The sequence below is a fragment of the Okibacterium sp. AC114 genome (assembly GCF_979253355.1).
Window position 1 is genome coordinate 2682713 of the sequence record NZ_CEEDBR010000001.1, and the last position, 21360, is coordinate 2704072.

General features: G+C 68.9%; 19 protein-coding genes. 11 read left to right on the forward strand and 8 right to left on the reverse strand.

Translation table 11 applies throughout. From position 1 onward, the window contains the following. Nucleotides 1-11: 11 nt before the first annotated feature. From ACZ6IE_RS12410 to ACZ6IE_RS12420, 3 genes are read left to right on the forward strand one after another with little or no spacing between them, the layout of a single operon-like run. Complete coding sequence (locus ACZ6IE_RS12410) at nucleotides 12-389, forward strand: biopolymer transporter Tol (RefSeq protein ID WP_464608194.1); 378 nt, start codon at nucleotides 12-14, stop codon at nucleotides 387-389. A 33-nt stretch (nucleotides 390-422) separates the two neighbouring features. Further along, nucleotides 423-632 carry a hypothetical protein gene (locus ACZ6IE_RS12415; protein ID WP_464608195.1) on the forward strand — a complete coding sequence of 70 codons (210 nt, stop codon included), beginning with the start codon at nucleotides 423-425 and terminating at the stop codon, nucleotides 630-632. Nucleotides 633-682: 50 nt separating this feature from the next. Beyond that, nucleotides 683-994, forward strand: coding sequence for a putative quinol monooxygenase (locus tag ACZ6IE_RS12420; RefSeq protein ID WP_464608196.1), 312 nt, complete (start codon nucleotides 683-685; stop codon nucleotides 992-994). Between the two features lie 6 nt (nucleotides 995-1000). Here ACZ6IE_RS12420 and ACZ6IE_RS12425 read toward each other — a convergent pair whose 3' ends face one another. The 5 genes from ACZ6IE_RS12425 to ACZ6IE_RS12445 form a co-directional block, all read right to left on the reverse strand. Then, entirely contained in the window at nucleotides 1001-1465 is a 465-nt protein-coding gene (locus ACZ6IE_RS12425; protein WP_464608197.1) for a hypothetical protein, read from the reverse strand. Between the two features lie 136 nt (nucleotides 1466-1601). After that, on the reverse strand, nucleotides 1602-2501 hold the full coding sequence (locus tag ACZ6IE_RS12430) for an alpha/beta fold hydrolase (protein ID WP_464608198.1): 900 nt from the start codon (nucleotides 2499-2501) through the stop codon (nucleotides 1602-1604). Between the two features lie 18 nt (nucleotides 2502-2519). Next, complete coding sequence (locus ACZ6IE_RS12435; protein ID WP_464608199.1) at nucleotides 2520-3218, reverse strand: TetR/AcrR family transcriptional regulator; 699 nt, start codon at nucleotides 3216-3218, stop codon at nucleotides 2520-2522. Between the two features lie 88 nt (nucleotides 3219-3306). Continuing rightward, on the reverse strand, nucleotides 3307-4626 hold the full coding sequence (locus tag ACZ6IE_RS12440) for a hypothetical protein (protein ID WP_464608200.1): 1320 nt from the start codon (nucleotides 4624-4626) through the stop codon (nucleotides 3307-3309). Between the two features lie 86 nt (nucleotides 4627-4712). After that, nucleotides 4713-7754, reverse strand: coding sequence for a glycosyl hydrolase (locus ACZ6IE_RS12445; RefSeq protein WP_464608201.1), 3042 nt, complete (start codon nucleotides 7752-7754; stop codon nucleotides 4713-4715). A gap of 150 nt (nucleotides 7755-7904) precedes the next feature. Between ACZ6IE_RS12445 and ACZ6IE_RS12450 the strand changes: the two genes are divergently transcribed. Together ACZ6IE_RS12450 and ACZ6IE_RS12455 are read left to right on the forward strand one after the other, a co-directional pair. Then, the gene (locus tag ACZ6IE_RS12450; RefSeq protein ID WP_464608202.1) at nucleotides 7905-8255 is read left to right on the forward strand and encodes a VOC family protein; all 351 of its coding nucleotides are present in this window, start codon (nucleotides 7905-7907) and stop codon (nucleotides 8253-8255) included. 69 nt (nucleotides 8256-8324) lie between these two features. Further along, nucleotides 8325-9044 carry a hypothetical protein gene (locus tag ACZ6IE_RS12455; protein ID WP_464608203.1) on the forward strand — a complete coding sequence of 240 codons (720 nt, stop codon included), beginning with the start codon at nucleotides 8325-8327 and terminating at the stop codon, nucleotides 9042-9044. Between the two features lie 116 nt (nucleotides 9045-9160). Here ACZ6IE_RS12455 and ACZ6IE_RS12460 read toward each other — a convergent pair whose 3' ends face one another. Both ACZ6IE_RS12460 and ACZ6IE_RS12465 read right to left on the reverse strand, forming a co-directional pair. Continuing rightward, nucleotides 9161-11074 carry a glycoside hydrolase family 2 protein gene (locus ACZ6IE_RS12460; protein WP_464608204.1) on the reverse strand — a complete coding sequence of 638 codons (1914 nt, stop codon included), beginning with the start codon at nucleotides 11072-11074 and terminating at the stop codon, nucleotides 9161-9163. Between the two features lie 78 nt (nucleotides 11075-11152). Beyond that, nucleotides 11153-12265: a LacI family DNA-binding transcriptional regulator gene (locus ACZ6IE_RS12465; RefSeq protein ID WP_464608205.1), complete on the reverse strand. Its 1113-nt coding sequence runs from the start codon at nucleotides 12263-12265 to the stop codon at nucleotides 11153-11155. 253 nt (nucleotides 12266-12518) lie between these two features. On the opposite strand from ACZ6IE_RS12465, the gene ACZ6IE_RS12470 reads away from it, so the two are divergent. From ACZ6IE_RS12470 to ACZ6IE_RS12490, 5 genes are read left to right on the forward strand one after another with little or no spacing between them, the layout of a single operon-like run. Further along, nucleotides 12519-13835: an ABC transporter substrate-binding protein gene (locus ACZ6IE_RS12470; RefSeq protein ID WP_077054951.1), complete on the forward strand. Its 1317-nt coding sequence runs from the start codon at nucleotides 12519-12521 to the stop codon at nucleotides 13833-13835. Nucleotides 13836-13845: 10 nt separating this feature from the next. After that, nucleotides 13846-14805 (forward strand): carbohydrate ABC transporter permease, encoded by a 960-nt coding sequence (locus tag ACZ6IE_RS12475; protein ID WP_079728595.1) that lies wholly within the window; start codon nucleotides 13846-13848, stop codon nucleotides 14803-14805. An 8-nt stretch (nucleotides 14806-14813) separates the two neighbouring features. Next, complete coding sequence (locus ACZ6IE_RS12480) at nucleotides 14814-15791, forward strand: carbohydrate ABC transporter permease (RefSeq protein ID WP_464608206.1); 978 nt, start codon at nucleotides 14814-14816, stop codon at nucleotides 15789-15791. 11 nt (nucleotides 15792-15802) lie between these two features. Further along, a complete protein-coding gene (locus ACZ6IE_RS12485) occupies nucleotides 15803-16786 on the forward strand; it encodes a glycoside hydrolase family 43 protein (protein WP_464608207.1) in 984 nt (327 codons plus the stop codon). Nucleotides 16787-16841: 55 nt separating this feature from the next. Further along, nucleotides 16842-19070: a glycoside hydrolase family 43 protein gene (locus tag ACZ6IE_RS12490; RefSeq protein WP_464608208.1), complete on the forward strand. Its 2229-nt coding sequence runs from the start codon at nucleotides 16842-16844 to the stop codon at nucleotides 19068-19070. Between the two features lie 55 nt (nucleotides 19071-19125). Here ACZ6IE_RS12490 and ACZ6IE_RS12495 read toward each other — a convergent pair whose 3' ends face one another. Then, nucleotides 19126-20205, reverse strand: coding sequence for an aminotransferase class V-fold PLP-dependent enzyme (locus ACZ6IE_RS12495; protein WP_464608209.1), 1080 nt, complete (start codon nucleotides 20203-20205; stop codon nucleotides 19126-19128). A gap of 81 nt (nucleotides 20206-20286) precedes the next feature. On the opposite strand from ACZ6IE_RS12495, the gene ACZ6IE_RS12500 reads away from it, so the two are divergent. Further along, complete coding sequence (locus ACZ6IE_RS12500; RefSeq protein WP_464608210.1) at nucleotides 20287-21351, forward strand: LysR family transcriptional regulator; 1065 nt, start codon at nucleotides 20287-20289, stop codon at nucleotides 21349-21351. The last annotated feature ends 9 nt before the right edge of the window (nucleotides 21352-21360 follow it).

A 21360-nucleotide genomic window follows, 5' to 3' on the forward strand; every position in this document is an offset into this window, starting at 1 on the left:
GCGGGCGGCCCATGTCCCCCGGTGACGAAACCGCCTCCGCGCAATCCGGCGCGCCCAAATCCGGTGCGCCCGATAGCGAGGCGACCGACGACGAGCGCTGGCTCGTCGTCAACGGGCGGCGCTGGCGACGCACCGACCCGAGCCTGCCCGAGGACGTCGTCGCTGCGCTGAAATCACATTTGGGCCGCGGGCGCTCGGGCGTGCGCACGGCGAAGAAGGATGCCGACGACGATGCCGTTGCGGCGGCACGCAGGCGTGTCGGCCTCGCCAAACACGGGCTCGGCGAGCGCGGGCCGTATTGGTGGGACGACACCCCCGCCGACAGGTTGGACCGGGCCAGGAAAGCCCTCGATGAACTCGACGCCCTCGACGCGCCGTCCCCTTGCTAGGGTCGAAACCGACGAGTGACGAGGGGCGGGAACATGACTACCGACGAGGATGCTCTCGGGCTGTTGCTGGCCGAGAACGAGGAAGACATCGACGACAACACGTCGACCGAGGCCGTGCGCGCCGGGACATCCGCGGTCGTCCTGCTCGTCGTCGCCACCGCCGCGGTGAGCATCACGATCTCGGCCGCCGCCTGGATCGCCGTGTCATCCGCGCCCGTCTGGTCGCAGCTCATCGGCTGGTGACTGCGGGCTCGCCCACGGAATACGGCCAGCCCTGACACGTTGGGTTGAGCATGACTACGATCGTGCATTTCGAGATCCAGCTCGACCCGGCGAAGCTCGCCGATGCGTCCGAGATCCTCAGCGAGACGCTGGCGGCGACCCGCGCCTGGCCCGGTAACGAGGGCCTCGAGGTGCTCGTTTCGGACGACGACCCTGCCAACATGATCGTCGTCGAGAAGTGGGCGAGCACCATCGACCACACGCGGTACGTCGAGTGGCGCGCGACTCCCGAGGGCGGGGGCGGACGCATCCGCGAACTGCTCGCGGCGCCGCCCACCACGCGCGTGTTCTCGGAGCAGCTGCCGCTCACGCTGGCCGAATAGCAGCGCCTAGCCGACGGGCAGGAAGACCGGGAAGGCAGCCGTTGGGCCACCGCAAACCTGGTCGTCCGGAAGCCACGTCCACGCGAGAGGCGTCGTGATTGCGCCGGCGGTCGAGCCATCCTCCCGGTAGGCAGTCACGGTAGCTTCGGGCACCTGTCCCGCGAATAGCGTGACCTGCCACGTCGAGCCGTTCACGGGCACGACGTCGTAGACCGAGCCGACGGTGTCGTCCTCGGCGCGTTGCTCGGCGGTGAGCGAACAGCGGCCCTCAACGTCGCAGAACTCGATGGATGCCACCTCCGCCACCTGCCCCACCGTGACGACGGTCAGCGACTGGGTGTAGCCGATGGCGGTGCACGCGACGCCGCCACCCCACCCGGCACATCCGGTAAGTGTGAGCGTGAAACCGACGAGGGTGAGCGACGCCGCGGCTGACGAGACCGAGCGTGGGTGGCACCGTGGCGAGCTCATGACTCGACCGTGCCACACCGCATCCCGAAGCGGTATGCCGGCGCATATTTCGTTGCCTAGAGGTTATGCGCGCTCGAACTCCACCTCCGGCGAGGCCCGTTTCGGCCGCGGGGCTCGCGGACAGCCGGGCCGCGGGCTAGCGGGCGACGAGGCCGCGGATGAAGGCGGCGACGTCGACGGGGGCGCGCTCGGCCATGTAGTGGCCGGCCTGGCTGGGCTCGTAGGTGAGGTCGGGGGCCCAGGCGGCCCAGAGCGACGATGCGTCGAAGCCCAGCTGTGAACCCCAGTCCTGAGAGAGGATGCCGACGGGCATGGCGAGTTGTGCACCCGCGGCGCGGTCGGCTCGGTCGAGGTCCAGGTCGATGCCGGCCGAGGCGCGGTAATCGGCGACGATCGAGGGGATGGCCGCGACCGATGCATCGACGTAGTGCTGGCGGATGTGCGGCGGGAACGTCGTGCCGTCGGTGTCCCATGCGTCGAGGAATGATGCGAAGAACTCTTCGCCGGTGGCCGCGATCATGCGCTCGGGGAGGCCGGCCGGCTGGGCCATCAGGTAGAGGTGCCACGCCACTTTCGCGTCGACGCCGTGCAAGACATCCCACATGTCGAGGGTGGGGAGCACATCGAGAATGCCGAGGTGGGTGACGACTTCGGGGTGGTCGAGGCTCGCTCGAACCGCGACGAGTGCGCCGCGGTCGTGGCCGATGAGCGAAAACTTCTCGTGGCCGAGTTCGCGGGCGATGGCGACGATGTCGGCACCCATGGTGCGCTTCGAGTAGACGTCGGGCGAGGTCTCTTCGGGCTTGTCGCTCGCGCCGTAACCCCGGAGGTCGGGGACGATGACGGTGTTGGTCGCCGCAAGGTCGCGCGCGACATCCCGCCACATGAGGTGGGTTTGCGGAAAGCCGTGGAGGAGGACGATGGGGGCGCCCGAGCCCCCGACCGCGACGTTGAGCGAGACACCCGGCGCGGCGGCGATGCGTTCGGTGCGGAAGCCGTCGATGGCGAGCGGGGCCGGGCTGGAGATGTCGTTCATGATGCCTTTCGGGAGGGGTCAGTCGGAGGCGGGCGCGCCGGAGAAGATGCCGCGCGGCGGTTCGGAGGGGGCTGTCGCACTGGCGGCGAGGGCGGGGATGAGGATGCTGTCGATGAGCGTGTCGAGGTAGGCGTCGTCGACCGTGAGGCCGTTCAGGCGCCGGAGGAGGAGAACCGAACCCGTCACCTCTTCGTAGGGGAAGGGCTTCGCGCCGGCCGGGAGCTCGCCGCGGGCGATCGCGGCCTCGAGCACGGGGGCGGGCAACCGCGCGCCGGTCGGGCCCGTGGCGACCTCGAGATACTCGCAGAGTTCGGCATCCTCGAGGCCGGCCTGCAGCAACATGAGGCTCATCGAACCGTCGCTGGCGCGCAGGGTGTTGTTGAGGCGGTGGCACAGCGCGAGAAGGTCGCCGCGCAGCGAGCCCGTATCGATGGCGTCCTGCGTGTGGCCTGACGACGGCCCGGCTTTGACCGCGGCGACGACCATGTCGCGCTTGGTGGGCCAGCGACGGTAAAGGGTGGCCTTGGATGCCTTGGCGCGACGCGCGACCTCCTCGAACGTGATGCTGTCGTAGCCCGTATCGGCGAGCATGTCGAGCACAGTCGCGAGGATCTGCGCCTCGCGCACGGCGTCGCGGGGGCGGCCTCCCGTGGATGTCGTCGAGGTAGGCGTCGACGATGCGGAGACTTCGAGCGGTTGATCAGAAAGATACGGCACGTTTCGTATCGTAACACGAATGTGTCACTGCTGAATGACGAAGGGCGCCCAACCGGTTAGAGGTCGGGCGCCCTGTCAGGGAAGCTGCTTACTCCTCGCTAGAAGCATCGACTCCAGCATCAGCGCCGGCGGCGCGAGCGCGGTAGCGGCGCGCAAGGACGAGGCCGGCGGCGACGAGGGCCGCGGCCAGGAGGACGCCCAGCGTGGGGGCGACACCGCTCTGAGCGAGGTCGCCGGGACCACCGCCGCCCGGGGTCGCACCCGGAGCCGGCGATGCGGAGCCGGCGTTGTCGGACGGGACGCCCGGTGTCGGCGCGGCCGTCGGAGCCGGGGTCGGGGTCGGGGTCGGGGTAGCCGACGGGTCGTCAGCCGCGACGACGACCGCCGACGCGCGTGCGCTCTCGAGGTACGGGTCCTTGCCGGCCGCGTGCGCGAACACCCAGACCGTGAGGGTGGTGCCGAGTTCGTCGTCGGTGGGCGTGAAGGTGGCGCCCGTCGCATCCTCGATCAGGGTGCCGTCGGCGTACCAGCGGTATTCGACGGGATCTCCGGCCGGATCGAAGGTCGGCAGCGTCACATCGACTGCCGAGCCGACGCGCGGGGCCTCGCTCATTGCGAGGGTTCCGGTGGCCGCGACCGCCCCGTCCGCGACCGCGGGGATGGCGTGCGCGCCGTAGTCGACGGTCTCCCCCGCCTCGATGGATGCACCGAGAGCGACGGGCGCGGGCGTACTGCCCGCCGAGCCGACGTAGGCGACATAGTTGCCCACGGGCACGCGAGGAATCGTCACGAGCCCCTCTTCGTCGGCGAAGGTCTTGGTGGTAGAGACGGTCGCGCCGTCGAGTGTCTTGCCGCGCAGCTCGGCGGCCGCATCGTCGAGGTCGATGAGCGGTGTGCCGTCGGCAGCCGTGACGGTCAGTTCGAGGGCACCGCCCAGCAGGCGCAGGTCGACGTCGGCGAAGGGCGTCGCGGATGTCGCGGCCCCCGTCACCGCGAACTGCGGCTCGTCGTCGCTGTAGTCGTCGTCGCCCGCCAGGGATTCGCCCAGTGCGAAGCGCGCCGACGAGAATTCGGTGCCGTAGTCGAGGGTGTATTCGCCATCCGGAAGGAACTCGAGCGTCCACGAACCGTCGCCGGCTGTGTCGGTCTCCTGCTCGAAGACGTAGGCGTCGGCCGCCGAATCCCAGCGGTAGGCCGAAACCACGACCTCAGAGACGGGGCGGTCGAGTTCGGTGACCACGCCCGAGATGGATGCATCGGCGGGCGCAGCCGCTGCGGCGCTCGCTCCGAGCCCCACCGTGGCGAGCGAGAAGACACTCACGGCGCCGAAGACGCGCACGACACTCGCGCGCCGCTTGCCGCCTTTCGGAGCCGACTCCTCGTTCCGCCGGCCGGACATCTTCAGCATCTCTCCCCTTCGCATCGCGCCACGCGCGCTTTTCGCGTCACTCACGCTCATCACGCTTCTCTGCATCCCCACTTCACGGCCGGGCATCAGATGACCCGCGCAATGCCGTAGGGGCGCACCTGCACCGGACCGAGCAGCCCGTACGCCTGCGAGCCCACCGATGAATACACCGTCGGGTTCACGACGCGCAGCCGGTTGATCAGGGTCGAGGCCACCTCGACGCGCACGGTATTGCGGCCCGGCCTGGCATAGGCGCTGATGTCGAGGCGAGTGTCGAGGATGTCTCGCTCAGCGACGAGTTCGCTGTTCACCCACACCTTGAAGGTGTCGATGACCTGGCCCAGGTCGAGGTGGATGCCGACGCGGCCGATCTTCCACGACGCGGGGTCGAGCGTGAGGGTCGTTTTGTAGACACCGATGCCCGAAGCATCCACGACCCCCGGGATCTTGTTCCAGGGTTGCAGGCTGTCGAGCGCGATCGTGTGCATGACGTGTTTCGTCTCGATGCGCGCCGGGTCGACGGGCTGCCAATCGTCGAGTTCGAGCTGCCACGACGGCAGGTCGATGGCCGCGGGCAGCTCCTTCACGGTCACGGTCTTGGTGCGTCCGTCGGACAGCGTCGCCTGATAGGTTCCGGTCGCCTCGGCGACGAGTTCGGCGGCACCTGAACCCGCACCCGCGCCCACGGCGAAGCGCGCACCCGTCGCGGTGGTCTCGACGACGTGCACGAGAGGCGCCGTCACCCCCGCGAACGAGCGTCCGGCCAGCACGATGATGGTCGACTGCGCGGGGGCCAGGCGCACCCGAACACGCACGCGCGAACCCTCGCGCCGGTAGTGCGCCACGGGCGTGATGCGACCCGTCCAGGCATCCAGCTCGTAGGGGATGCTGTCACCCGACTCGGCCGTCAGCCACACATCCTGATCGATGAGGACGAGCTTGTCCTTCGGCGGATTATGACGCGTATTGGTGAGGAAGTAATAGTCGACCTTGCCGTCCACGCGACGGATGTGTTTGAGCATGGACGAGGAGTGTTCGACATCCCGCCCAATGCCGAGCGCCGCCAAAGCGATCGGGATGTCGTCGTTGCCGAGCGCGGTCGTCGAGGTGGGCAGCGCCTTCACCTGCGCGAGAATCGAGGCCACCTGCTGGTTTGCGGATGCATCGCGCAGCCCGGTCGCCTCGGGATTCGTCCAGTCGCCGAAGAAGATGACCGGCAGGCCGGCTTTCGCGTGGGCCAGCAGCTTGGTGGCCGCGGCCACCGACATGGTCGCCTCGTTGCCGCGGAACCGGTCGATGTCGAGGATGACGACGCGATAGTTTCCACCCTCGGGCGCGAACCGGCCGTTCTTCATGACGGCACCCGGCGCATCGAGCGACGAGTTGGCCAGGAACCCGTGCGTCCAGCCGATGGGGATGCCCGATGCCGTCGCCCAGGGTGCGCCGATACCGGTCTGCGCCCACCCCTTCTGACGCAGGAACAGGATGTCGTAGCGCGGGCGTCCCGTCTGCAGCACCTGCTGCGTGCGCGCGACGAAGGCTGAGATATCCCGAGCGTGGGTCCAGTTCGGCGTGCGCGGACCCCACGCCTCCGAATAGCCGACGGCGTTGTTGTAGTACGGGCTGAAGGCTGCGAACCCGGGCCAACCGAGCCCTGGCGCGGTGGCGTAGGGGAAGCCGTGCAGCACGGTCTGGTTGACGCCGCCCGCGAAGGTCTCGTTGAGCGTGTTGAGCACCTGGGTCCACGTGGTGTTGTAGGCCTTGCCCAGGAACGCGGCCGCCTCGCACGACAGGATGGTGTGGCCCGCGAGGTCGCGCCCCGACGCCAGCACGCGGTAGTCGTCGAGGTTCTTTGCGCCCAGCGACTCGGTTTCGGGGATGTCGACGATGCCGGCCTGCTGAATCGAGTCCTGCTCGAGACCGTAGGCCTGCACGCGGTAGGTGAGGCCCAGTCGGTGCGCCCAGTCGCGCAGCGGGACGAGGTGATTCTCGGTGTAGAGGTCGCTCAGGACCTGGTTGTAGTCATCCCGAACCCGCATGTTCTTCACATCGTCGAAGTCGTAGAGGTACTTCTCTTTCTGCTCGATGATGACGGGCAGGTAGGGCAGCAGGTCGTAGCCCATGCGCTTCTGGAACTCCTCGACGAGGTTGCGCGTCCAGATGGTCGAATGCGTCTCGATCTCGAGCGAGTCCTCGAAGAAGCTGCCGCCGGCACGCGTGAGCAGATCCTTTACGCGCGGGGTGACGATGTTGGCCTCCCAGTAGTCGATCACCGCCTGGGCGCCGGACTGGCTGAAGTGGTCGACGACATAGGCGGTCGGCGATGTGTGCGGGCCACCCTCGGCTTCCTGGCCCGAGCCGCGCCGCCAATAGGCGAGCAAAACCCACAGTTCGCCGGATGCCCCCAACGGCGCCGTCCAGTCGAGCGACCCGTTCGAGACCTTGTTCGTGAGGTCGACGAGCGAAGATCGCTGCAGAACGATCTGCCCACGCGTCGGCTTGGTGAGAATCTTTGCGGCGTGCACCTTCAGAAGAATCTTCTCGGTCACACCGGCGGATGGCGCCACCACGGGCTCGGGCAGTGCGGCGTTGAAGCGTCCGCCCGCCGGCACCTCCGCCAGCCCGTGCGCCACCTCGGTGAGGGCCTCGACGGACTGCGGCGTGATGTTCGGCAGGGCCGCGGGCCACGACGGCCCGAGCGTCACGTCGAGCGTGATGCCGCGCTTCTCGGCCGCCACCAGCGCAGCCTCGACGGCGGCCAGCCAGCGGGGGCTCCCCCATCCGAAATTCTTCACGTCGAGCAGGTTCTTGGGCACGCTGTGGTGCACATCGGCGATCTCGAGCCCACCGAAACCCGCGTCGGCGACCTGGTTCACCTCGCGCACGATCTCGTCGATCTCGACCTCGCCGTTGGGCCACCACCAGCGGAACTTCGGCGCGACGCTGGCGGGCGGCGTGGCAAAGGAGGCGGCGTTCGGCGCGGCGGCCGCCGAGACCACGGGGGCTCCGAAGGCCTGGCCGGCGGCACCGCGCGCGGCGGTCGCGGCGAGCGCGGCCCCCATCGACGCGGCGGCCGTATAGCCGATCAATTGGCGGCGGGTGAGGTGGGGTGCGCGAGACGGAGTCATCGTGGCCTTCCGGACAGAACGCGCGCACCTTCGCACCGCGTTGTGCAAACCTGTGAATCGTTTCAGTAAGAAACTTCACTGACCATATCCCGGCCCCCGAGCAGGGGTCAAGCGTTTGTTCACAAACGCAGGCCGCATTACATTCAAGCCATGAAGCCTCGTGCGATTACCGTCGGTCTTCCCGTTCGCGATCTCGACGCCGCCATCCGGTGGTATCAGGCCGCCTTCGATCTGGGCGAGCCCGACCAGCGCCCGATGGACGACCTGGCCGAATTCGACCTCGGGCCTTTCTGGCTGCAGCTGGCGCATGCACCCGAACTCGCCGGCAGCGAGGGAATCTCGGTCAACCTCAGCGTAGAAAATGCAACGGAACAGCGCGAGACCTTCGCCGCGCGGGGCCTCGAGGTCAGCCCTCTGCAGCGCTTCGAGGGCGTGGTCGAATTCTTTGAGCTCACCGACCTCGACGGGAACAAGATCGGCTTCGTCACCGAACTCGCCTGAATCGGCGCACCAGTCCCTCAGTGCGCAAGGGTCTAGCCGGCTCCGGATGTCGCCGCCTAGCGTTGTCGCATGGCAGCTCTCGTCTCCACCGTCGTCGGCCGCATTCTCGAGGCCGGAATCGCGGTTCTGCGCAGTGTGCGCGGCTCGCGGCCCATGCATCCGCACGGCGTGAACGTGACCGGAACCCTGACCCCGCGCGCCGGCCGGACCCCCTCGGGGCTGACCTGGCTCGATGAGCTCGAGGCGTCCCAGCCCGTCCCCATCACCGGCCGCATCTCGCGGGGTGCCGGGCTTCCCGCGGCTCTGCCCGACATCCAAGGGCTGGCGATCCGCGTGCCGACCCCGAGCGGCGGGCTCGTCGACATCCTCACGTCGGCTTCGGGTCTCGGCGTGCCCGGGCGGTTCGGGCTCACCCTGCGCCGCAGCATCGCGGGCGCGCGTTTGTCGACGATCATGCCCTACCGCGGCGCAAACGGCCCGGTGCTGCTCATGCTCATCGCGGATGCCGAACCACAGCTCCCCGGTGACCTCGACGCCCTCGCGCACACCCTCACGAGCACGCCGCTCAGTCTGCGACTGCTGCACGCGAGCCCGCGCGGACGTTGGCGTCTCGTCGGCCACGTCGAACTGCGCCACGACCCGGCAGCCCCCGTCGACAGCGACACCCGCTATGACGCCGTGCTCTCGGCCCCCGCCGAGAACACCTACGCCTGGACGCGTCGCGTACGCGAGCCCGGTTACCGCCTGTCGCGCGCGGGCCGCCGAGTCGCCTCGGCCGATAAGCGCTGAGCGCTGAGACAGCCGATATGAAGTCGGTCGTCTCGGCATACATCGACGCAGCACCGGTCCGCGCGCAGACGATCGGGTGGCGCGGAACGACGCCACCCCGACGAGCGTCCCGTTGACTAGCGCGCTGCCGAACCGGTGCGCGTGATGATGGCGCGCAGCGTCTCCATCGATGCTTTCGGCGTGCGGTCGTCGGCCAGCAGGCCGTTGGTCTCCTGCAGCGTGTCGACGAGCTGCGTGTAGCAGAATCCGGCCACGAACGAGCTGGCGGCGACGGCGCCCACGACGGCCTCGAGGCGGTCAACGAAGTCCTCCGAGCTGGTCGCCCTCGAATAGCCCCAGGCGTCATCGGGCACGGCCTTCGAGGCATACGAGATGCCGCCGAATTCGGTGACCATGACGGGCCGGTCGCCCACCTCTTGCCCATCGAGCAGCATGCGGCGGCCGGCCGGGCCGAAGCCGCCGAGCACCGCGTTGCAGGCATCCTGATCGAGGTAGCGGGCACGCAGCACCTCGCCCGACCATTCGTAGTCGTGGATGCTGAGGATGTCGGAGTCCACGTGCTCCCAGCCGTCGTTCGACACGACGGGCCGAGAGGGGTCGAGCGTCCGCGTCAACGACACGAGCGAGCGGGCGTAGGCCTGCATGCGCTCGTCGTGCGCGATGTGCTGCACACCCCAGCTCTCGTTGAGGGGAACCCACGTGACGATGCACGGGTGGGACAGGTCGCGCTCGATGACCGCGGTCCACTCGGCACTCATGCGGGCGACGGCGCGCGGGCTGAACTCGAACGTGCCGGGCGTCTCGGCCCAGACCAGTAACCCGAGCACGTCGGCCCAGTAGAGGAAGCGCGGGTCTTCGAACTTCTGGTGCACGCGCGTGGCATTGAAACCGAGCTCTTTGATGAGTTCGGCCTCGCGTTTGAGGGCCGCGGGGCTCGGGGCGGCGAGGTGCGACTCGGGCCAGTAGCCCTGGTTCAGCACGCTGCGCACGTAGTAGGGGCGGTCATTGAGCAGGAAGTGCCCGCCCGCGACGGCGGCCGAGCGCAGGCCGAGGTAGGAGTACACCTCGTCGACCACGGCATCGTCGGCGCGCACCGTGACGCGCACATCGAGCAGGCGCGGATGCTCGGGCGACCACAGCAATTCTTCATAGGCCTGCCCGTTCGTCTGCGCGGGCAGCGCCACCACGAGGGCCGTCGTGACGTCGAGCGCGCGCACGGTCTGGGCGGCGAGCTGCTCACCCTCGAACGAAACGACCACGTCGAGGCGCACATCTGCGTCGGCCGCGGGTCGACGGTTCAGATCGAGCCGCAGCGAGATGGTGCCACCCGGAACATCGGGGGTCGCATGCACGAGGGTGACGAAGGCATCCGACGTCGACTCGAGCCAGACGGGCTGCCAGATGCCCGACGTGCGGTGATACCAGATCGAGTGCGGCTCGAGCCGCCAGTCCTGCTTGCCGCGTGGCTGCGACACGTCGAAGGGGTCGTCCTCGGCCCGCACCACGAGCGTGTGCGTGGCGCGCTCGGCACCCGTATCCGCATCCGCACCCGCACCTGCACCGGCACCGGCACCGGCACCCACACCGGCACCGACGACGTCGGTCACGTCGAACGAGAAGGGCGTGTGCCCACCCTCGTGCGCCCCGAGGTGCACACCGTCGAGCCACACCTGCGCGCGGTAGTCGACGGCGCCGAAGTGCACGTGCAGTCGGCGGTCGGCGCCGAAGCCGGCGGCCGCCAGATCGTCGGCGGTCAGCTCGCGGGAGTACCAGACCACGGGGTGGAAACCCGTGTCATGAATGCCGGAGGCCTCGGATTCGAACGGGAACGGCACCTGGATGCTGCGGTCGAAGTCGGGCGACGCGAACCACCGCTCGGCCAGACCCTCGTCGGCATCGTCGAAGGCGAACGACCACGTGCCGGTGAGATCGGCCCAGTCGGGGCGCACCAGTTGCGGTCGGGGGTAGGTGCCGTCTTGGCGGCTGGCTCGAAGGGCCTCGTCATCGAGGCGCGCGGGGCTACTGCTCATGCACACATCATGCACGCAATTTACTGCGCTGTAAACTCTGCAATCCCGACACCGGCGTGTCGCCGCGAGTCGTGCGGGTCAGGCCGAGAGAGAGTGCGAAAGCGATCCAGATGCCCCCGCATCGACGGCGGCATCGGCGCCAGAGGCGTCGTCCGAGGCAGCCCCGGAGGCCTGCAACGAACCCGGCGCGCTCTCGCGCAGAGCCAGCTCGAAATCGACCAGGCGGTGCCGGCCGATGCCGTCGTAACCCTCGATGCGTTCGGCCAACATCTCGAGCGCTACGCGGGCCAGTTCGTGCGTATTCGGCGACACCGACGACAGGCTCGGGAACGTCGTGGCGTCGAACGCGATGTTGTCCCAGCCGATCACGGCGACGTCATCCGGGATCGAAATGCCCCGCTCGTGCAGGGCCCGCAGGGCACCGATGGCCGCGAGATCGTCGCGACACATGAGCGCATCGAAGCGGATGCCGCGATCGATCGCCTCTCCGACCGCCCGGGCCGCCTCATCCGATGCGATGGCCCCCGTGGGGATCAACAGATCGTGTTCGACAGGCAGACCGCGGCTCTCGAGCCCCTGCTGATAGCCGACGATGCGCTGCCTCGACGTCCACGACAGCCCCTCGTTCTCGTGCCCCACGAAGGCGATGCGCGTGCGCCCGAGATCGGCGAGATGCTCGGTCGCCACGGTCGCCGCCGCGACGTTGTCGATCATGACGCGGTCGACGCTGAGCGGCGCGGGCCCCTCGCCCAGCAACACCATGGGCAGGTCGCCGTGCCGCTCGGCGATCTCGCGCGAGGACATCTGCGAGGGCTGCAACAGCATGCCGTCGACGAGGCCGGCCTCGCTCGCGGACAACACCGCGCGCTCACCCTCGATGGTGCCCTCGGTCTCTTCGAGCAGCACGCGGTAGCCCGAGCCCGTCGCCGCGGCCGCCTTCGAGACGACGTTGGCGAGCTCGGAGAAGTAGGGCAGCCGCACATCCGCGAAGGCCAGCGCAATGAGGCCCGTGCGGCCCGTGGCCAGGCGGCGCCCGATGGCATTGGGCCGGTAGCCGAGCTCGTCGATGGCGCGTTGGACGCGCTCGCGCATGGGCGCCGACACGTTGGGGTGGGCGTGCACGACATTCGAGACGGTCTTCATCGACACCCCGGCGTGCTCGGCCACGTCCTGTAAACGAACTCCCGCCATGGTTCCTCCGATGTCGCGTGTGGTGTCTCGCGTGTGGTGTCGGTGCCACGACGGCGGATGACTGCACCCGCGTCGCTCGCCCCGAACTCTAGACCCGGAGCATCCCGTGCCGCCAGATTACCGCGCTGGAGAATTGTCTAGATCTTGACGGCCGACTTCTAGCGCTGTAAATTCACCTTCGACGCCCGATCATTCTTGAGGGGCGCCACCCTGTGCACCGCCCATCGGGCGTAAAACTCAAAGGAGAGTACTCATGAAGAAGGGAACCGCCCGCAGAGCACTTGCGGCGACACTGGCGCTCGGCGTCGGCCTGGCCCTGACGGCCTGCGGGTCATCGGGCAGCACCGGCGGAGGCGCCTCCGTCTCTGGCGAGGACTACGACGGCCCCAAAGTCTCGATCAGCTTCTGGAACGGCTGGACCGGTGGCGCAGCCCCCGTTCTCGTGCCGAAGCTCATCGAGAAGTTCAACAGCGAGCACGACAACATCGAGGTCAAGAACGTGCCCATGGAATGGGCCGACGTCAACAAGAAGCTCCCCCTCGCGGTCAAGGCCGGCAAGGGTCCGGATGTCGCGGTGGCCCACGGCGACGACGTGGCGACCTATGCGGCGCAGGGTCTACTGCTGAAGGCCGACGACATCGTCAAGGCGCTCGGCTACTCGGCCGACGACTTCCCCGAAGGCCTCATGGACGCGGGCGCATACTCGGGCAACCAGTACGGCATCCCGTGGAGCGTCACGCCCCTCGGCCTCTACGTCAACAACGATGTGCTGAAGGCCGCGGGCATCGACCCGGCCACCGTCCCCTCCGACAAGGACGCCTACATGAAGGCGCTCGAAGCCCTCAAGGCGGCCGGCGTGCAGGGCGAATGGGTCGACGGCTACGTCTTCACGGGCACGTTCGAGTTCCAGTCGCTGCTCTGGCAGTTCGGTGGCGACCTCTACAACGAGGATGTCTCGAAGGCTACGTTCAACTCCGACGCGGGTGTCCAGGCGCTCACGCACATGACCGACCTCATCAAGGACGGCTACAGCCCCGCCAACGTCGCCCAGGACGGCAACATCAAGGGCCTCCTGGCCGGCAAGACCGCCTACAACTGGAACGGTGTCTGGCAGACCACCAACGAGGGCTTCAACTCGATCGACTGGACGGTTGCACCCGTTCCGCAGATCGGCACCGAGAAGGCCGTCTGGTCGAGCTCGACGCACTGGATGTTCCTGAACAACAAGGGCCAGGACAAGAACAAGACGGCCGCGGCCGCCACGTTCGTCAAGTGGATGAACGCCAACTCGGCCGGGTGGGCCGAGACCGGTGAGCTCCCCGCCGCCAACGAGGTGCGCAACGACCCGGCCCTCGTCGAGAAGTACCCCAACCTGAAGCCGTTCCTCGACCAGCTCCCCTACGCGCACTACGAGACGAGCGCCCCCGGCATCACCGCCGCGAACGCGTTCATCACGACGGCGCTCAACGAAGCGGTCACCGGCAAGAAGGACCCGAAGCAGGCCCTGGACGACGCGGCCGCCAAGGCCGACGAGGTCCTCAAGCAGAACAAGACCAAGTACGGTGACTAATTCCAGCACGATGGCCGGTCCCAACCCGGCCGCGCCCGCTGTGGCGGTGCCCCCGGCTCGCCGACGTTCACGCGTCGGCAAGTCGGGGGCACCCCGCCGCACCGGCACCGCCTACCTGTTCCTCGCGCCCTTCCTGATCCTGTTCGGCATCTTCGTGATCGCGCCGGCCATCTTCGGCCTCGTGATCAGCGTCACCGACTGGAGCCCCTACAAGGCCGAGCAGGCCTTCATCGGGTTGCAGAACTACATCGACCTCTTCACCCCCGGGTCGATCACCTTCGGCGACTTCTGGCAGAGCATGGGTGCCACCGGCATCTTCACGCTGCTGAGCGTGCCCGTCATGCTCGTCGTGCCCCTGCTGCTCGCCGTCTTGCTCAACAACAAGATCAAGGGCGGCACGGCGTTCCGTGCCATCTTCTTCGCGCCCTACGTGCTCGGCGTCGCCGTCATCGGCGTCGTGTGGCGCTATGTGCTCGACACGCAGTCCGGCATCCTGAACTACCTGCTCGGGCTCGTCGGTCTCCCCTCCGACCTGCCGTGGACGGTCGACGTTCCGTGGGCCTGGGTCTCGCTCGTGGGCGTGACCGTGTGGTGGACGCTGGGCTTCAACGCCGTCATCCTGCTCGCGGGCCTCAAGGGCATCAGCGCCGACCTCTATGAGGCGGCCTCGCTCGACGGCGCCGGCGCGATTCGCAAGTTCTTCAGCGTGACCCTGCCCGGGCTGCGACCCGTGATGCTGTTCGTGACGACCACCACCATCCTCGCGTCGGCGAACATGTTCGGCCAGTCGTTCATCCTCACCAAGGGTGGGCCGGGCAACGCCACGCGCACGGTCATCATGTACATCTCCGACCAGGGTCTCGCGCAGAGCAATATGGGCGCGGCCTCGGCCATGAGCTACATCCTGTTCGCCGTGCTCGCCATCATCAGCGTCATCAACTTCCGTCTACAGCGCGAACGCGCGGAGTAAGGACAAAGATGTCTACCTCAACCCCCACCCGCCCCCGCGGCGGCGACGACGGCGTCGAGGGTGCCGGCAGCGCCAACGGTAACGGCGGCGCGAGCAGCGGTTCGGGCAACGGGCGCGGTCGAGCGAACGCCTCGGCGACCGTGGCCCCGAAACGCCGCTTCCGTCCCCGCACGGTGCGCCAGGCCATCCTCTATGTGCTGCTCGTGGTCGTGTCGCTCATCATCGTGCTGCCGCTCCTCTGGGTGCTCATCACGTCGTTCAAGACCGACGGCGATGTCATCACCAACCCCTACGGCTTCATCCCGAACCCGTTCTCGACCGAGGCCTACGCCACGCTGTCGTCGGGGCAGCAGCCCATCTTCCGCTGGCTGTTGAACAGCTTCCTCGCGGCCACGCTGCAAACCATCCTCATCCTCGTGACCGCGTCGGCAGCCGCCTATGCACTGGCCCGGCTCGAGTTCCGCGGCAAAAAAATCGTCTTCGGCCTCATCATCGCGACGCTGCTCGTGCCGCCGGTCATCTTCCTCATCCCCAACTACCTGATCGTGCAGAACCTCGGATGGCTCGACACCATCTGGGCCATCTCGATCCCAGGTGCCGCGAGCGCCTTCGGCGTGTTCTTCCTGCGGCAGTTCTTCATCGGGCTGCCCATGGAGATCGAGGAGGCGGCCCGCATCGACGGCGCCGGCGACCTGCGCATCTTCCTGCAGATCATCGTGCCCCTGTCGCGCCCGGCGCTCGCCACCCTCGCGGTGCTGAGCTTCCTGGCCAACTGGAACGACTTCCTCTGGCCGATCTACGTGCTCCTCAGCCCCGAGAACCTCACTCTGCAGCCCGGTCTGTCGCAGCTGCAGGGCGCCTACTCGACGCACTTCTCGATCGTCATGGCCGGTGCCGTGATCGCGTCGGTGCCCGTGCTGATCTTGTTCGCGCTCGCGCAGCGCCAGATCGTCGACAGCGTCGCATCCTCGGGTGTGAAGGGCTGATGCGGGTGCGGATGCCGGGGGCCCTGGCCGTCCTCGCCGCGGGGGTTCTCGCCCTGACCGCGTGCTCGGGCAGCGGCTCGGGCGACGCGGGTGGCGCCGACACCGAGGCTCCGGCATCCGCAACGCCTGCCTTCGCGGTCGACCAGGACTTCCCCGACCCCGACGTGTTGCGCGTCGGCGACACGTATTACGCCTACGCGACCAACAACCCGGCGGCGAACCTGCAATACGCCACCTCGACCGACCTCGAGACGTGGCAGCCGGCCGGCGAGGATGCCTTCCCCGATCTGCCCGCCTGGGCCGACGAGGGCCGCACGTGGGCCCCCGATGTGACCGAGCTGGCCGACGGGCGTTTCGCGCTCTACTTCACGGCGCAGGATGCCGAGTCGGGCCAGCAGTGCATCGGCGCGGCCACGGCCGATGCGCCGACCGGCCCGTTCGTGGGCACGAGCGACACCCCGCTCATCTGCCCGCTCGACGAGGGCGGCGCGATCGACGCGTCGAGCTTCACCGACACCGACGGCTCGCGTTACCTCGTGTGGAAGAACGACGGCAACTGCTGCGGGCTCGACACCTGGTTGCAGCTGTCACCCCTCGGCGCGGATGGCGTCACGCTCGCCGGTGAGCCCACGCGCCTGTTGCAGCAGACCGAGGCGTGGGAGGGGTCGCTGATCGAAGCGCCCGTGATCGTGAAACACGACGACGCCTACGTGCTCTTCTACTCGGCGAACGACTATGGCGGCGAGGCCTATGCCACGGGTTATGCCACCGCCACGGCGCTGGCCGGCCCCTACACGAAGGCCGACGGCCCGCTGCTCACGACCGAGATCACCGGCGACGCCTATGTCGGCCCCGGCGGCCAGGATGTCGTCGCAGGCCCCGACGGTGAAGATCGCATCTTCTTCCACTCGTGGGACCCGGCCATCGTCTACCGCGGCATGAACGTGCTGCCCCTCTCCTGGGAGGGCTCGACGCCCGTCGTCGACCTGCCGTGACCCCACACCTCACCCTCAGACACCCCGCTCGACCAACCCTCAACGTGGAGGAAACATGAGAAAACTCTCGCTCGCCGCCGGCTTCACCGCCGCGGCCCTGCTGCTCGGGGTGGCGCCAGCCGCAGCCGCGGGCGCAGGAGTCACCCAAGCGGTATCGACCGGCGCATCCGGCGCGACGACGACAGCGACCGCAGCGACGGCCGGCAACCCGGCATCCGCCACCGTAGCCTCGGGCGCCCGCGCCGCCGTCGCCGCCGACACGTTCACGAACCCGCTGACGCTGACGCTCGCCGACGGCCGGCCCGCCGAACAGTGCGCCGACCCCGACGTGATCCGCTCGGCCGACCCGGCCGACGCCGCCTGGTACCTCTTCTGCACGCGCGACGCCCTCGACTCCGAGGAGAAGAACGCCGACGGCAGCCTGCGTTTCTACAGCATCCCGACTTATCGGTCGACCGACCTCGTGACGTGGACGTTCGTGACCGAGGCGCTGCCCGAGAAGCCCGCCTGGATCAACGACGGTGATATGTGGGCGCCGGACGTCGTCTTCCTGAACGGCAAATACAACCTCTACTACACGGCCACCAAGACGGTCGGCCCCGACACCAACGGCGACGGCGTTCCGGATGACGGGGGCGCGGCCATCGGCGTCGCCACCTCTGACAGCCCCGCCGGGCCCTGGACCGACTCGGGCGGACCCGTCGTCGCCCCCGCAGCCCCTCCCGGCGGCAACCCCAACGACCGCCGCTGGACCTTCGACCCCGAGGTCATCACGGCCGACGGCCAGAACTACATCTACTACGGCAGCTACTTCGGTGGCCTCTCGGTGCGCGAGCTGAGCGCCGACGGCCTCACGACCGACCCCGCCACCCAGGTGCAGATCTCGATCTCGAACCGCTACGAAGGCACCAACGTCGTCGAACACGACGGCTACTACTATCTGCTCGGCTCGGCCACCAACTGCTGCGCCGGGCCACTCACGGGCTACGGCGTCTTCGTCGGCCGCTCGACCAGCCCCACGGGGCCCTTCGTCGACAAGACGGGCACGTCCCTCCTCGCCGGCCGCGTGGGCGGCACCCCGCTGCTGCACCAGAACGGCAACCGCTGGATCGGCACAGGCCACAACACCATGGCGACCGACCTCGCGGGCACCTCCTGGATCGTCTACCACGCCGTCGACCGCAACGACCCCTACATGGTCGAGGGCGAGACCTACACGAAGCGACCCGTCCTCATGGACCGCATCGACTGGGTGGATGGCTGGCCCACCGTGCGCGGCGGCGCCGGGCCGAGCGACACCCCGCAGCCCGCACCCGTGACGGTTGCCGGGCAAGCCGCGGCTCCCGCATCCGCCCCCGTCGTGCAGCCGAAACCCGGCGAGACGATCGCGGCGCTGTCGGATGACTTCGACGGCGACGCCCTGGGCAGCCAGTGGACGTGGATCCGCCAACCGGACGCCTCGAGCTTCGGTGTCGCCGACGGCTCGTTCAGCTTCGACACGCAGGCGGGCGACCTCGGCCCAGAGGCCAACGCCGCCGGACTCGTCACCGAGGCCGCGCCCGAGGGCGACTATGTGGTCGAGACGCGCGTGTCGGTGAACGTGCCCGCCGAGGGCTGCTGCCAGAACTACGTGCAGGGCGGCATCGTGCTCTACACCGACGACGGCAACTTCATCAAACACGCGGTCTCGTCGATCTGGGAGACCCGCCAGACCGAGTTCGCCAAGCGTCAGAGTCCCGTTCCCGCAGGATATCCGGTGTACGGCAACGGCGTCGGCGGCCCCGTCGGCGACGAGACCTACCTGCGCATCGTGCGCCAGCACAGCGAAACCGAGAACCTCTACACGGGGTACACGAGCCTCGACGGCGAGACCTGGGATGAATCGGGCACCTGGACGACGCCCCTCGGCGTGACGCCGCGCATCGGCCTCGTCTCGATGGCGGGCTCAGGCTTCACGACCACGTTCGACTATGTGCGCGTGTCGGGCCTGGCTGCTGCGCCGGTCGAGCCGACCGAACCGCCCGTCGAGCCGACCACTCCCCCGGTGCCGCCCGTCACGCCGACGCCCTCGGCCACGGCCGTGCCGATCGTGCCGGGCGCGACCTCCTCGGCCGCTCCCGCGGGTGACCCGGATGCCATCCGCCGCGGTTCGCTTTCGCAGACGGGCGCCGACGGCTCGACGCTCGGGCTTGTCGGCGGCATCGCCGCCTTGCTGGTGGTGGCGGGTCTCGTGCTCGTCCTCCTGCGCCGACGCGCCGCCAAGCGCAGCGCCGACCGCGGCTAACCCGCCGCACCACCGAGGGCCGGGACGACACGTTCGCCCCGGCCCCTCGATGCTGCTAGCGGTGGCCGAGGGCCGCGAGGACGTCGGCGACGTCGACGACGTCGCGTTCGTCGTTCCAGAGGTGGAAGGCGACGCGGGCTCGGCCGGCTCGACCCGAGGCGGTGATGCCGTGTGCGGTGAGGGCCGCGAGGTCGTGGGCCGAGGCATCCGGCCACGTGACGATGGCCTGGCCCGCGCGAGGGAGGCCGAGGCCGTCGCAGAGCGCGTCACCAAGGGCCGTGTTGTGGGCGTGCACCTCGGCGAGGTCGAGCGAGGCGAAGAGGTCGATGGCCGGTTCGGCGCCCACCCAGACGGGCCAGGCGGGCGACACGTCGAACGCGCGTGCGTCGGTGGCGAGCCGCATCTCGGGGCCGTAGCACGAGGCCCAGACGTCGTCGCCGGCATACCAATTGGCCTGGATGGGGATGAGCGTGCGCTGATAGTCGGCGCCGAGGGTGAGGAACGCGGCGCCGCGCGGGGCACACAACCACTTGTAGGCGTGGCACACGGTGGCGTCGAACAGTGAGGCATCCACGGGCATAGCGCCGGCGGCTTGTGTCGTGTCACACAGCGTGAAGGTGCCGGTGGATGCCGCAGCCTCGACGATTGCCGCGACATCCGCCACCCGCCCCGACGCCGATTGCACGAGCGAGAACGCGACGAGGTAAGTGTCGGCCGTGATGGCGTCGGCGAGCGCCTCGACGGGGACGTGTCGCACACGAACGCCGCGGCGCTCGAGCACCATGAACGGGAACACCATCGAGCTGAAGTCGCCGGCGACGCACAGCACCTCGGCCCCGTCGGGCACCCCGGCGGCGAGAACGCTGACCATGGCGGAGACGTGCGAGCCGATCGCGATACGGTCGGGCGCGACAGTGACGAGGCGGCCGTAAGCGTCGCGCGTGCGGGCGATGCCGGCGTCGAAGGCGGCGGGCGAGCACGTGCCCTCGGCCCAGTTCTGCTGGTCGGCGCGCATGGCCGCGAGCGTGTCCGCGCTGGCGAGGCCCACCGAGCAGGCCCCAAGATAGCGGCGACCGCCCACGAACTGGGCGCGCGCTTCGTCGAAGGTGCGGCGGGGGTGCGCGAGCGTGGTCATGCCTCCAGGGTGCCCGTGCAGCATCCATTCGACAATGACAGGCTCTCTATCGACGACATAACCCGGGGTTATGCTGTGCCCATGACCGAGCCCCGCACACCCTTGGCCGCCGACCTCGACTCGCAGACCCTGCGCGTGGTGCGGGCCATCGCCGACACTGGGTCGATCACGGCCGCGGCCGCGTTACTCGGCTACAGCCAGCCCGCCGTCAGCCAGACGGTTCGGCGCCTCGAACAGCGGTTGGGGATGCCGGTGCTCACGCGTGTTCCCCGCGGCGCGTTGCTCACCGAAGCCGGCGACATCCTCGCCCGACACGCGGCGACGGTACTGCGCTCGATCGACTCGGCGGCCGAGGAGCTGGCCGAGCTCGCCGGGCTACGAACAGGGTGGGTGCGCATTGCCGCTTTTCCGTCGGCGTCGTCGACCATCGTGCCGCGGCTGATCGAACGTATGAGCGCCGACTATCCGGGGCTGCGCTTCCGCTACATTGAGGCCGAACCGCCCGAAGCCGTCCAGGCGGTGCGCGATCACACGGCCGATATCGCGCTCACGTTCAGCTATCCGGGTGACCCCGACGACCCGCATGGGGCGAGCGCCGCCGGGCTGACCGCGACACCGCTGTGGCGCGAGGACATGATCCTGATTCTGCGGCGCGATGCCGACGCGCCGCGCGGCACGCTAGGCGACTCGGGCCCGCCGCCAGGAGTCGCAGTGGGCGCCGAAATGGGGGCCGACGCCCAGGATGTGACGGCCGCGCGTCTCTCCCCCGTCGCATCGCCCCTCGCCCTTGACTCCCTCGCGAGCGCCGCCTGGATCGCGGGCTGCCCGCGCTGCCGGGGCCACCTGTTGCATCTGTGCGCGGCACACGGTTTCACGCCGAGCATCGACTACGAGACCGACAACGTCTCGGCCGTGCTCGCCATGGTGGAGGCGGGGCTCGGGGTGGCGCTACTGCCGTCGCTGGCGCTCGCGAGCGTGCCGCTGCCCGCGAACGTGGTGGCGCGGCATCCGGCGACCCCCGACTCGCGTACCGTGCACCTGGTGTCGGCCGAGGCGTCGCATCGGGTGCCCGCCATAGCCGCCACCATCGCGGCCATCGATGCGCTCGACACCTCCGCCTGGGGGCTCGCCGCCGCTCGCTCCTGACCATCCACC